Annotated in this window: 13 protein-coding genes; 7 read left to right on the forward strand and 6 right to left on the reverse strand. The window is 61.1% G+C overall.

Annotation, left to right across the window (positions count from 1 at the left end; translation table 11 throughout):
- Positions 1-14 precede the first annotated feature (14 nt).
- The 3 genes from FHU29_RS01030 to FHU29_RS01040 form a co-directional block, all read right to left on the reverse strand.
- Complete coding sequence (locus tag FHU29_RS01030) at positions 15-1,568, reverse strand: hypothetical protein (protein WP_064442515.1); 1,554 nt, start codon at positions 1,566-1,568, stop codon at positions 15-17.
- The gene (locus FHU29_RS01035; RefSeq protein WP_064442514.1) at positions 1,553-2,311 is read right to left on the reverse strand and encodes an ABC transporter ATP-binding protein; all 759 of its coding nucleotides are present in this window, start codon (positions 2,309-2,311) and stop codon (positions 1,553-1,555) included. The genes FHU29_RS01030 and FHU29_RS01035 overlap by 16 nt, the downstream gene beginning before the upstream one ends.
- 67 nt (positions 2,312-2,378) lie before the next feature.
- Positions 2,379-3,005 (reverse strand): TetR/AcrR family transcriptional regulator, encoded by a 627-nt coding sequence (locus FHU29_RS01040; protein ID WP_064442513.1) that lies wholly within the window; start codon positions 3,003-3,005, stop codon positions 2,379-2,381.
- Positions 3,006-3,108: 103 nt separating this feature from the next.
- Here FHU29_RS01040 and FHU29_RS01045 point away from each other — a divergent pair, with 103 nt between their 5' ends.
- From FHU29_RS01045 to nrdE, 4 genes are all read left to right on the forward strand, one after another.
- Positions 3,109-4,059 carry a hypothetical protein gene (locus tag FHU29_RS01045; protein ID WP_064442512.1) on the forward strand — a complete coding sequence of 317 codons (951 nt, stop codon included), beginning with the start codon at positions 3,109-3,111 and terminating at the stop codon, positions 4,057-4,059.
- 371 nt (positions 4,060-4,430) lie between these two features.
- Entirely contained in the window at positions 4,431-4,664 is a 234-nt protein-coding gene (gene nrdH, locus FHU29_RS01050; protein WP_013808446.1) for a glutaredoxin-like protein NrdH, read from the forward strand.
- A gap of 64 nt (positions 4,665-4,728) precedes the next feature.
- Positions 4,729-5,139, forward strand: a complete 411-nt coding sequence (gene nrdI, locus FHU29_RS01055; RefSeq protein ID WP_064442511.1) for a class Ib ribonucleoside-diphosphate reductase assembly flavoprotein NrdI — start codon at positions 4,729-4,731, stop codon at positions 5,137-5,139.
- Positions 5,124-7,289: a class 1b ribonucleoside-diphosphate reductase subunit alpha gene (gene nrdE, locus FHU29_RS01060; protein WP_064442510.1), complete on the forward strand. Its 2,166-nt coding sequence runs from the start codon at positions 5,124-5,126 to the stop codon at positions 7,287-7,289. Before nrdI ends, nrdE begins: the two co-directional genes overlap by 16 nt.
- An 82-nt stretch (positions 7,290-7,371) precedes the next feature.
- On the opposite strand, the gene FHU29_RS01065 is transcribed toward nrdE, so the two are convergent.
- On the reverse strand, positions 7,372-7,758 hold the full coding sequence (locus FHU29_RS01065; protein ID WP_064442509.1) for an RNA-binding S4 domain-containing protein: 387 nt from the start codon (positions 7,756-7,758) through the stop codon (positions 7,372-7,374).
- Between the two features lie 24 nt (positions 7,759-7,782).
- A complete protein-coding gene (locus FHU29_RS01070) occupies positions 7,783-8,979 on the reverse strand; it encodes a phosphotransferase (RefSeq protein WP_064442508.1) in 1,197 nt (398 codons plus the stop codon).
- Positions 8,980-9,039: 60 nt separating this feature from the next.
- On the opposite strand from FHU29_RS01070, the gene FHU29_RS01075 reads away from it, so the two are divergent.
- Entirely contained in the window at positions 9,040-9,507 is a 468-nt protein-coding gene (locus tag FHU29_RS01075) for a MarR family winged helix-turn-helix transcriptional regulator (protein WP_064442507.1), read from the forward strand.
- A gap of 9 nt (positions 9,508-9,516) precedes the next feature.
- Positions 9,517-10,257 (forward strand): maleylpyruvate isomerase family mycothiol-dependent enzyme, encoded by a 741-nt coding sequence (locus FHU29_RS01080; protein WP_083962592.1) that lies wholly within the window; start codon positions 9,517-9,519, stop codon positions 10,255-10,257.
- 14 nt (positions 10,258-10,271) lie between these two features.
- On the opposite strand, the gene adhP is transcribed toward FHU29_RS01080, so the two are convergent.
- The gene (gene adhP, locus FHU29_RS01085; RefSeq protein WP_064442506.1) at positions 10,272-11,288 is read right to left on the reverse strand and encodes an alcohol dehydrogenase AdhP; all 1,017 of its coding nucleotides are present in this window, start codon (positions 11,286-11,288) and stop codon (positions 10,272-10,274) included.
- Between the two features lie 334 nt (positions 11,289-11,622).
- On the opposite strand from adhP, the gene nrdF reads away from it, so the two are divergent.
- Positions 11,623-12,630 carry a class 1b ribonucleoside-diphosphate reductase subunit beta gene (gene nrdF / locus FHU29_RS01090; RefSeq protein ID WP_013808438.1) on the forward strand — a complete coding sequence of 336 codons (1,008 nt, stop codon included), beginning with the start codon at positions 11,623-11,625 and terminating at the stop codon, positions 12,628-12,630.
- Positions 12,631-12,662 lie beyond the last annotated feature (32 nt).

The following is a 12,662-nucleotide window of genomic DNA, read 5'->3' on the forward strand; positions in this document are numbered from 1 at the left end:
GCGACGGAGTGGCCCTAAGGTTCTTTGCGCACTACCGCGAGAATCTCCGGCCCCCGCGACTGAAGTGCGCGGGACGAAACCCGACCGCCGAGGATCCACGCGCCGTATCCCACACCAGCGCCGACGGGCACCGCGAGCCACGCGATCCAGCCGCCGGGTGAGGTCAGCAGCGCGAACGCAGTGAAGACCGCAGCAAGGGCTGCGATGGTCAAAAAGAGCGACGCAAGCGAAGCGCTATTGAACGAACCGCGCGTCGAGAACGGGTTGCCCTGTTTCGCGGAAGGCACCGGATACGGCGCGAGAACCGACGACAGTCCGACCGCTGCTGCACCCACCCCTAGCGCCGCGAAGTAGCTCGAGAGATCGTAGGCGAGGGCGTCGAGCCCTCGGTCGTACAGGACGTAGCGGCCGACCAGCACAAGCATCAGGATTGGTGCCGCGAGTATCACCCAGGCGAACTGCTTGCCGCGCAGGTCGTGACGGGCACCGTCTGGCGTCACGAGAACCTGCCATACCGCGGGTCCATCAAACCCGTACAGGTTGAGGAAGCCGGACAGCAGCGCGATCGTCATGATGACGAGCGCACCGGCGAGGTACGCGTCAAAACCCTCCATGAGGGCAGGGCCTACGAATACGAGCGCGAGAAACATCGGCACTACCAGTAGGGCAGCTTTACGGCGCGGGTCCCGCCAGAGTAATGCGAACTCTTTGCCCACGGAAGCGCTCAGCGGTCCCTGTGCCCGGCTGCTGCTGCGTCGTGATTTCTCCGGTGAGCCTGATTCGCTTCCAGGCCAGAGCATTTGACGCGTTACCACGGGCATCCACGCCCAGAATATGACGGCAATGAGGCTCGCGAGCGCAAGCAGCATGCCCAGCGCTGAAATCCATGATCCTGCGACGGCAAGGTCAGTCGCGTGAGCTGCCCAGCCGAACGGGACCGCGCGCAGCAACGTGTTCAGCCAGGGTGCATCGGCGTTGATGACGGCAGGGACGATCAGCTGCATGGCCATGTACACGAGCCACAGCCCGGCACCGAGAACCACGGCAGCGAGCATCGCCAGGTCGCGGCCCTTGCGCGTACTTGCAAGTGCTGTCAGCCAAATCCCTACAAGGCGGGCAAGTCCGACGACGAAGATAGTTTGCAACACCACGGCCGGGACAGCGACAAAGCCAGCCTCGGGCGCGGTCCGAAGCGCGTACAGAACAGGTCCGCCGAGGCCTAGCAGGGTAAACGCCACCGGTGCGGTCGCAAACGACGTCAAGAGGAATGCCACCGCGAATTGGCGCGGTGGTAGCGGAAGTAGTGCGAACTGCGTGGGCCGAAGCGCACCGCCTACTGTCCCGGCGACAAAAGGCGTGAAAATCCAGACAACGCCCCAGGTGGCAGCTACGAGCGCGATCAGGTCCGCTTCCGCGCCTGGCCGGTCAAACTGTGCCAGCCCGACGAGGAGGGACCCGATGCCTGCGAGAAGCCCGAGCACCCCAAGCAGGATGTACAGCGCCATGCGGCCACCCGTGTGATTGTTTCGGGTAATCGACCACCGCAAACGCATCAGGAGCGCAACCACGACAGCTCCTCTCCGCCATCGGTGCGGCCACCGACGAGGCGCACGAAAACATCCTCGAGCGGTTCGCTGCCGCGCACGTCCTCGATCGTTCCGGACGCGACGATCGCGCCCTCGGCCATGATTGCGACATGCGAGCACAACTGTTCGACGGTGGCCATGACGTGACTCGAGAGAATGATGGAACCGCCTCCCGCGACGAACCGCTGGAGGATTTTCCGAATGGTTGCGGACGACACGGGATCGACGGCTTCGAACGGCTCGTCTAGCAGCAGTAGCCGTGGTGCGTGGAGCATCGCGCACGCGAGCCCAATCTTCTTGGTCATACCCGCCGAGTAGTCGGCGACGAGCTTGTTTCCTGCATCGCTCAGTCCAAGGACGTTCAGCAGTTCAGTGCTGCGCTGGTCCACAGTCGACTTGTCCATACCGCGCAGAAGGCCCTGAAACGTCAGCAGTTCGCGCCCAGTCAGGCGGTCGATCAACGTGAGGCCGTCGGGGAGAACACCGAACAGCGTTTTTGCAGTGACCGGGTCTGCCCAGACGTCGTGGCCGAACACTTGAGCCCGCCCGATGTCCGGGCGCAGCAGGCCGGTGGCCATCGCAAGTGTGGTTGTTTTTCCGGCTCCATTGGGTCCTACGAGACCGTAGAACGACCCTCGCGGCACAGTCAGTGACACGGAGCGGACGGCTGGATTCTGTCCGAATGATTTCGACAGTCCCTCGAGGGCGAGCGCGGGCTCAGACATGTGCAAGCCTCCTGAATTGGTTAGTGACAGCCTGCCGCAAAAAGGGCCTGATCGGAGTGCCAGCCAATCAATCCGTGTCGGAACTCACCGGCGCGGCGGAACTGTGAATCAGCGCATCAAGGCCCGCGACGTATTGTTCCACCGTAAGGTCGCCCAGCAGATTTCGCTGGACGATGAAGCCGACCATCGTGCTGTACATCACCTTGGCGACATCGCGTACCTCGGCGTTTGGTGCAATATGGCCAGCATCCTTCCAGCGCGAGGCGGTATTCATCCACCGTGCAAGAACCGCCGCGCCGACCGTTTTGACTTGATCGCTGATCTCTTTTTCGCGAAGTGCCTCCGACCACACGTGCATGGCGACGCGCGTCAGGTCTTCGGTCTGGGACGCGATGTATTGCAGCATCGTGGATGCAAGGAACCCGAATGCTTCCGCGGGAGGCGGCACTGGCTCAACGGCGTCGAGCGTGTCGAACGCAGCAGTGAGACCGTAGGAGACCCGTTCTGCAGTGGCTTTAATTAGGTCCAGCTTGCCTGGAAAGTAGCGATACACGGCACCCGCGGAGAGGTCTGCTTCGGCAAGAATGTCCTGCATCGACGTCATGTGAAAGCCGTTGCGTGCGAAACAGCGCCACGCTGCCGAAAGAATCTGTTCCCGCCGGGCGCTGAGGTGCTCTTCGGAGACACGTGGCATGTGATGAACCCTATCCGTTCTCTCCAGCGAAGCCGCGCTCTTGTTTGAGTGGTGGCACTCTGTCATTATAAGAGAACGGTTGTTCGTTTTATAGGAGGATGTCATGGATGCCACCTCAACCGCGTCCCCGTGGTCGAAGGCGATTGGGATCGCCTGCGCGCTATCCCTTCTTGTCGGTCTGCTGCTCGCTGCCTTCGCCTGGCCTGCGGCGCGTTCGGCTCCCGCAGATCTTCCAATCGCAGTAGCAGGCCCACCTGCCGCTGTCGCAGAGTTCTCGGCCCAACTAGACGACAGAGCCCCCGGGGTGTTCGCGATAACCGAAGCGAATGACGCGTCGGCGGCCGAGGCGCTCGTCACAGACCGCGAGGTCTACGGAGCGTTCGTACTGAGTCCAGGGTCGCCGCCAGCCTTGCTGACCGCCTCGGCGGCAAGCCCTGTGGTGGCCCACCTGCTGACTGGGGTCGCTAGCGGCCCGGCGATGTCGGACGTGAACGATCTCGCCCCGTTTACGGGGGATGACCCGCGCGGCGCGGGGTTCGCGGCAGCTGCGCTTCCGATGGTTATGGGCGGACTGCTGATCGGCGTCGCTTCCTCCCTGGCCCTCGCGGGAGCAACGCGCAGGCTAGTTGCTGTGCTGCTTGGTGCGGCTCTGTCCGGACTCGTTGCGGGCCTTGTAGCGCAGGGGTGGCTCGGCGTACTGGCTGGAAGCTATTGGATTAATAGTGCAGCCATCGCGCTGACGATCGGGGCGATTGGCATCACACTTGTGGGGCTGCATTCTGTGCTGGGCCACGCGGGGATCGCGCTCGGCGCCATCACTGTGTTCCTGATCGGGAACCCGCTCTCGGGTGTCGCCGTGGCGCCGGAAATGCTCCCGGGAAGCTGGGGGACCGTCGGCCAGTTCCTGCCGCCCGGTGCGGGCGCGGATTTGTTGCGATCGGTTTCTTTCTTCGACGGTGTGGGGCTCGCTCAGCCCACTCTCGTGCTTGCATTTTGGGGAGTGGCGGGGTTGTTGCTGATCCTCGTGGGCGTCCTGCGCGGGCGGCACGACTGAGGTGCGTGTTTGCTGCAGCTTACTTACAGCGATGTAGTTCGCAGCCTTTCCACAGGCCTGTGGACGACACGCCAGGGGCTAGTTCGACACGCCACGGATGCCTGGTCACACGGGTTACAACCTGCGAATTCCAAAAATGTCATTACTAGATATGCGATTCGCTTGCGGTGTCAGACACTAGGTGTAGTGTTTAGAGCAGAGCAGCACCCACAGGGTCGGCGGTCGGAGGGGAAGCCAGCCGATGGCTCGCGAAGGGTGAAGTTCGACCACATTCATCAATGATGACGGCCAGTCCGCGCGGCGATGAGTGTTTTCAGATGCAAGCACCAAAAGGTTCTGGTGCGCCCTTCACCACGAGAGGTCGGTAGCAGATGAGCATCACCGTCTACACCAAGCCAGCATGCGTTCAGTGCAATGCGACCTACCGCGCCCTCGACAAGGCGGGGCTGGCGTATGACGTCGTCGACATCACCGAGGACGCTGAGGCGCGCGACTTTGTCATGGCGCTGGGCTACCTGCAGGCTCCCGTAGTGGTGGCCGGGGAGAGCCACTGGGCAGGCTTCCGTCCCGACCAGATCAAGTCGCTGGCGACTGCCGCCGCCTGACCTCCTGCACCCAGGGAAAGTGGGCCACCAGAACCGCCCTCGATGAGATGTGAGTGGAGCGGAAATGCTGGTCTACTTTTCCAGTGTCTCGGAGAACACGCACAGGTTCGTCCGTAAACTCGACTTGCCCGCCGTTCGCATACCTGTCCATGGTCAGAACGGCGACATTGAAGTCAATGAACCGTTCGTTCTGGTGGTCCCGACGTACGCGGGCGGGAAAGATTCGCAGGGCAGGCACATCGGTGCCGTGCCGAAACAAGTGATCCGGTTCTTGAACAACCCACACAACCGTTCGCTGATTCGCGGAGTGATTGCGGCGGGAAACACGAATTTTGGCGACGCTTTTGGCGTTGCAGGAGACATCATCTCGAAGAAGTGCAAGGTGCCCTACTTGTACCGATTCGAGCTAATGGGGACATCTGAGGACGTCGAGCGCGTCCGCGAGGGATTGGAACAGTTTTGGCACCGACAGTGACTGCACCGGAATCGGCCGCACCGGCCCGCGGAGCGGAGAGCGAACTCGATTACCACGCGCTCAACGCGATGCTGAACCTCTACAGCCCGGACGGCAAGATCCAGCTGGACAAGGACCGCGAAGCCGCCCGGCAGTACTTCCTGCAGCACGTGAACCAGAACACGGTGTTCTTCCACGACCTCGACGAGAAGCTCGACTATCTCATCGAGCACGACTACTACGAAACCGAAGTGCTCGACCAGTACGACCGTGAGTTCGTCAAGGCACTCTTTCAGCGGGCTTACAAGAAGAAGTTCCGGTTCCCGACATTCGTGGGTGCGTTCAAGTACTACACGTCTTACACACTGAAAACGTTCGATGGAAAGCGCTACCTCGAGCGGTTCGAGGACCGAGTCTGCATGGTCGCGCTCACCCTCGCCGCCGGTTCTCGTCCCCTCGCTGAGCGGCTCGTCGACGAAATGATCTCCGGCCGATTCCAGCCAGCAACGCCGACTTTCCTCAACTCAGGCAAGAAGCAGCGCGGCGAGCCAGTCTCGTGCTTTTTGTTGAGAATCGAAGACAACATGGAGTCAATTGGCCGTGCCATCAACTCTGCGCTGCAGCTGTCCAAGCGTGGCGGAGGCGTGGCACTGTTGCTCTCCAACATTCGTGAACACGGTGCGCCGATCAAGAAGATCGAGAACCAGTCGTCGGGCGTCATCCCCGTGATGAAGCTCCTCGAAGACTCGTTCTCCTACGCGAATCAGCTCGGTGCCCGTCAGGGCGCGGGCGCGGTCTACCTGCACGCACACCACCCTGACATTTACCGTTTCCTGGACACGAAGCGTGAAAACGCGGACGAGAAGATCCGCATCAAGACCTTGTCGCTCGGTGTCGTGATCCCCGATATCACCTTCCATCTGGCGAAGAAGAACGAGGACATGTACCTCTTCTCGCCTTATGACGTGGAGCGGGTATACGGGGTGCCGTTTGCGGACATCGACGTCACAGAGAAGTACTACGAAATGGTCGACGACAAGCGCATTCGGAAAACCAAGATCAAGGCGCGCGAATTCTTCCAGACCATCGCTGAGCTGCAGTTCGAGTCGGGCTACCCGTACATCATGTTCGAGGACACGGTGAACCGGGCGAACCCGATCAAGGGGAAGATCACCCACTCGAACCTGTGCTCAGAGATCCTCCAGGTCTCAACTCCGAGCCTGTACAACGATGACCTGTCGTACAGCGAAATCGGCAAAGACATCTCGTGCAACCTCGGCAGCCTCAACATCGCGAAGACGATGGATTCGCCGAACTTCGGTGAAACAGTCGAAGTCGCGATCCGAGCGCTCACCGCAGTATCGGATCAGACGCACATCACCTCAGTGCCGTCAATCGAGAAGGGCAACAACGAGTCCCACGCGATCGGTCTGGGGCAGATGAACCTCCACGGTTATCTTGCGCGGGAGTACATCCAGTACGGCTCTGACGAGGGTGTCGACTTCACGAACATCTACTTCTACTCCGTGCTGTTCCACGCATTGCGGGCGTCCAACAACCTTGCGATCGAGCGCGGGACATACTTCAAGGGCTTCCCCGATTCGAAGTACGCCAGCGGCGAGTTCTTCGACAAGTACACCGAGCGGGAGTGGAAGCCCCGGACGCCCCGAGTGCAGAAACTGTTCGACGATGCGGGCATACACGTCCCGACGCAGGAGGACTGGCTCGAGCTGAAGGCGTCTGTGCAGGAACACGGCATCTACAACCAGAACCTGCAGGCCGTGCCGCCGACCGGTTCGATTAGCTACATCAACCACTCGACGTCCTCGATCCATCCGATCGCATCGAAGATCGAGATCCGTAAGGAAGGCAAGATCGGCCGCGTTTACTACCCGGCGCCTTACATGACGAACGACAACCTGGAGTACTTCCAGGATGCGTACGAGATCGGGTACGAGAAGATCATCGACACCTACGCGGCAGCGACCCAGCATGTCGACCAAGGGCTTTCGCTGACACTGTTCTTCAAGGACACGGTGACCACGCGTGACCTGAACAGGGCTCAGATTTACGCGTGGCGCAAAGGCATCAAGACGCTGTACTACATCCGGCTGCGGCAGATGGCACTCGAAGGCACTGAAGTCGAGGGCTGCGTCAGCTGCATGCTGTGATCGAAACACCGCCGGTTGTGTGCAAATTTGAGCAGCTTGCGCGCACGATCCGTGCAAGTATCTGCACACGACCGGCGGTGTGCTACTCGGGGGACTTCAATCGATCGAGCTGACGACGCTCTCGCTTCGTAGGGCGGCCGGCGCCGCGATCGCGGCGGGGGATCGAGGCGAGAACTTCCTTCGGGGGTGGCGGCGGACTGCGGTCGATCAGGGCCTGCGCGGCCGCCGGTGCTCCGACACGCTTCTTCAGCGGAGCCACGACTTCGACAATTCGCAAGACCCCGTGTGACCACAGACGAACCTCGTCTCCCGGGCCGATCACCTGGGACGGTTTAGCTGGGGCGCCGTTGACCCGGACGTGACCGCCGCGGCATGCACTTGCTGCGGTCGAGCGAGTTTTCACCAATCGCACAGACCACAGCCAGACGTCCACCCGCACTCGGCTCGATTGTTCGGCTGGTTGAGGCATGTCACCAGGATAGAAGGCGTGCGTTCAGCCGAGGTCTTTCGCCAGCTCCACCAGATATCGAGTGAGCAGCAAGCGGTCAACAAGCAACTCCTGATTGTCGTCGGTCACTGGCTGGTCCAACAGCTCCGTTGGGATTGATGTCAGTGCCGATCGCGCTACAAGTGAGCCGAGGAAGCCCTGGCGTACATCCCGCTCGGCACACCAGTAGCGATCTTCAGCAAGGCCTTCGACGTACGCAGGAACAATCACGGACTGAATGTTCTCGAGCTCCGTAGGTGCCATTTCGCCCGCGTGGACAAGGCCCACAAGTAGTTGGCCGAGGTCGAAGCCTATTGGCAGGAGTGTCCCGAACCCCCAGTCGATGACGACTCGTTCGTCGCGGTCCGTGCGCGGGATGAGGAGGTTCTGCGGGCTGGCATCGCCGTGCGCAAATGTGTGTGGCAGTCGATCGAGCTGATCGAGTATCGCGGGCAGGCGGTCTGCCAGCCGCGCGAGGTCCTCAGGCAGCTCCGGATCGTCGACCACGGCGAGGGCCTGTGCCAGCAGCGGGGTCTGCCATGTTGAGCGTTCTCGCAGAATCGGCAGTTCGGCTTGCTGGACCCGCGTTGTCACGAAGTAGCGCAGCGCGCCTCCGAATCTTCGCTGATGACAGATGGCGGGGAGTCGAGCATTAACTGCTGCGCCCGGGCGCCTCTTTGCTGCGAGGCGGCCGAGCAGATAGGCAGTTCGCGCGAAATCATCAGCGCGCCAGGGCTCAGGGTCCAGGTCCACGCATTCCCACCACAGTGCCAGCCAGTCGTCCCCCGTGTGTTCCGCGTGGTACAAGATCGGCATTCGCATGCCCGGCGGCAGCGCTTCGGCGATGCCGCTCTCATGGACCTCATACTCGAACTTCCAGGGCAGGTAGTCCAGGAATTCTCGACGGATAGCTTCGGGGAGGAGGTTCAGTTGTGGCCACAGCCGGGGATTCCGGAGAAGTTTCACAAAGAATGCGTGATCACCATTGCGCTGCGACGGTGTCGCGTAACTGACGACGACTTTCCAGAGGCCTGCGGTCGAAACCGAACCCCACTGGTAGGGGAACGCCGAATGCCGCACTGTCTGCACGTGGACGGGCTCACCCACTGCCTGGGCCGTGACATGGTTCATCGTTCGCGTATTGAGTTCCGCGAGCCGGTACAGGTCCTCATCGGTTTCGGTGTGCGTGGACCGGACGGACATAGCGCCCTCCCGTCGTGAGTAAGGAAGCCTTACTATTTATAATAAGGTAACCTTACTAGTATGCACAAGGGTCGATTGTCAGCAGCGTCCCATCTTCCCGACCACGTCCTTGTCTTGGTTGAGGGTGTGAACCGCAGAATGCACCGTGAGCTGCTTGAGGCGGGGGATCCGCCCCATCCGCGCGGCGGATTCATGCGCTTGCTCCAGATGATCCCCGAGCGCGGGATCCGGATTACTGATCTCGCGGCACTATCCGGAATGACCAAGCAATCACTTGGCGAATTCGTCAACGCGATGGAAGAAGACGGACTTGTCGTGAGCGAGAAACTGCCTTCCGACAGGCGCGTGCGGGTGGTTGTCCGAACAGCCGACGGCGAGAGGGTCGCTCGCGAGGTGTCAGCCCGGATCGCTGCAGTTGAGCAAGCGTGGCGAAAAGAGGCCGGACCGGAGCGCTACGACACCATGAAAGCTGTGCTGTACGACCTTGGGATGGAGAGCTTCGGGACGCGCACCGAGCCGGAGGCGTAGTTTATATCCGTGCATCCCGACGAGTACCGTGCAGCGATTGTTCGTGAAGGCGAGCTGATGGCGGCCCAGCCCTCCGACTCACTTGATGTGCCCGTGCCGACGTGTCCGGGCTGGAACCTCGAGCGCCTCGTGGGTCATCTCGGGCGAGTGCACCGTTGGGCTGCAGCGTACCTAGCCGACGGGACCGAAGCGGCGGCTGGAGTGTCGAGCGGCAACCGGCCGCCGCGAGGGGCTGACGTCTTGCCCTGGTATAAGGAGTCGCTGGAGATCCTCATTGACGAGCTCTCCCGTACGGATCCAGACACTCCCGCAGATACTTTTGCGGGACCAGGTACGGCAGCCTTCTGGTTCCGCAGACAGGCGCATGAGACTGCCGTGCATCGATGGGACGCGGAGAATGCGGTGAGTCCCGGCCACGCGAGCGGCATCGATGCGACGCTCGCGGCCGACGGCATCGAAGAATGGCTCACCGTGTTCGTGCCGAGAATACTCAGTGCTCAGGCTGATGGGCGTGGTTCCGGAACCTCATTGCGCCTCGAATGCTCCGAAATAGATTCGGCCCGGTGGACCCTCACTCTCGGCGATGACGGTCCGAGTGTTCGGCGCGGCCGGGGTGAGGCGCAGGCCGTGCTCAGGGGGCGAGCCTCCGACTTGCTCCTCGCCGTGTGGCGCCGAACCCCCCTCGATAGTGTCGAGCTAACCGGTGACCGCGCATGTGCCGCGCAAATTCTTGATCTGATCCAGGTGTAGCAGCGCACCTTCGATCACAACGACATGTCGAACACAAGACGGGCGTCGATCTTGCCTTGCTCGACGTCGCGAATCGCATCGTTGACTTCGTCGAGCTTGCGCGTGTGGTAACGAACTGACGTCTTGCCTGCTGCATGTAGCTCGAATACTTCTTGCAGGTCAGCGCGGGTGCCCACGATCGAACCGACGACGGTGATGCCGTTGAGGACGGTCTCGAAGATCGGTAGGCTCATCTGGTTTTCAGCTGGTAAACCGACAAGCACCAGGGTGCCGCCCCGCTTGAGAGAGCCATATGCCTGCTCAAAGGATTTGGGGTTCACGGCGAGGGCGATCGCCGCGTCCGCGCCACCCAGGCTCTTGATGTACTCGACGGGATCGGTTTCGCGTGCGTTGACGGTGTAGGTGGCGCCAAGCTCCCGCGCCATCGCCAGCTTCTCATCGATGAGATCGACTGCGACAACGCGGGCACCGGCAATCTGGGCGTATTGGAGCGCGAGGTGCCCGAGGCCGCCGATCCCGAAAATCGCAACGAGGTCCGAGGAGCGCGCACCCGATACCTTCACCGCTTTGTAGGTGGTAACGCCCGCACACGTCAGAGGCGCCGCCTCGAAGGGGTCAACGCCCTGTGGGACTTTCACAACGTACCGGCCATCAGCGACGACGTAGTCCGCCCACCCGCCGTCGATGGAGTAGCCGGTGTTCTGCTGCTTCTCGCAGAGAGTTTCCCACCCAGTGATGCAGTATTCGCATTCGCCGCACGCTGTGCCAAGCCACGGAACAGCTACGCGATCACCGACCGCTACGCGTGTGATGTTTGCGCCAGCGCGCTCGATGATTCCTACACCCTCGTGGCCCGGAATGAAAGGCGGTGTGGGCTTTACTGGCCAGTCTCCGTTCGCGGCGTGGATATCCGTGTGGCAGAGACCCGAGGCCTCGACGCGCACGAGGACTTCGTGGGGGCCCACGTCGGGGATTGGGCGATCCTCGATGCTGACAGGCGTGTGGAAGCCGTGGACAACTGCTGCTTTCATGTTTTTCTCTCCGCTTGTGATGCACATGGCTGGGCTGGTACTCCAACCTTGTCGTGGCAGAGCGCAAATAACAGGTGCCGAACGGCCCCCAATCGGGTGACGTTGGATAGCTTGAGGGAGAATCAATGTTGTACGGGAGGATGCCGCGCGACACGCCACGGGACGCGCCGCACCGGTGAATTTCATCAATGTAACTACTACATCTACGCTTTGGGTTAGAGTGTTGCCACTAAGTGTTGTGGTTAGCGACACTCAGTTTCCCTGGGCTTCAGGACGGCCATCGAAAATTTGAGAGACTTGTATTGAGTCAGCCTTCGACAGGAAAGAAGCACCCATGACCCTCACCTCTGCTGCGCACAGCCCCGCCGAAGGGGGAAAGGTAAAGCTGGTCAGTCGAGTCTCGGCGATCAACTGGAACCGCGTGCCCGACGAGAAGGACGCGGAGGTGTGGGATCGCCTGACCGGCAATTTCTGGCTGCCCGAAAAGGTACCGGTGTCGAACGACATCCCGTCGTGGGGGACGCTCACCGACTACGAGAAGCAATTGACCATGCGGGTCTTTACTGGCCTGACGTTGCTGGACACGATCCAGGGGACCGTCGGCGCGGTCAGCCTGATCCCCGATGCGCTCACCCCGCACGAGGAAGCGGTCCTGACAAACATCGCATTCATGGAATCGGTCCACGCGAAGAGCTACTCACAGATTTTCTCCACGCTGTGCTCGACCCGGGACATCGATGACGCGTTCCGCTGGTCCGAGGAGAACGAGAACCTTCAGCGCAAGGCCGAGATCGTCATGGAGTATTACCGCGGTGACGATCCGCTGAAGCGCAAAGTCGCCTCGACGCTGCTCGAGTCATTCCTCTTCTACTCCGGCTTCTATTTGCCGATGTACTGGTCGTCACGCGCGAAGCTCACGAACACCGCAGATATGATCCGGCTGATCATTCGCGACGAAGCAGTGCATGGCTACTACATCGGGTACAAATACCAGCGCGGGCTTGAGCTGGTAAGCCCTGAAAAGCGGCAGGAACTGAAGGACTACACGTTCGAGTTGCTCTTTGAGTTGTACGACAACGAAGTGGAGTACACGCAAGACTTGTACGACGGTGTCGGGCTTGCGGAGGACGTCAAGAAGTTCCTGCGTTACAACGCCAACAAGGCACTGATGAACCTGGGGTACGAGCCGCTGTTCCCGAAGGACGAAACCGACGTCAACCCGGCCATCCTTTCCGCGCTGTCGCCGAATGCGGATGAGAACCATGACTTCTTCTCCGGTTCGGGTTCGTCGTACGTCATCGGCAAGGCCGTAAACACCGAAGACGAAGACTGGGACTTCTAGCCGAGCCTTCTTTGCGCGTGGCCCGTGAAGGC

Source organism: Hoyosella altamirensis, from assembly GCF_014191505.1.
Classification (GTDB): domain Bacteria; phylum Actinomycetota; class Actinomycetes; order Mycobacteriales; family Mycobacteriaceae; genus Hoyosella; species Hoyosella altamirensis.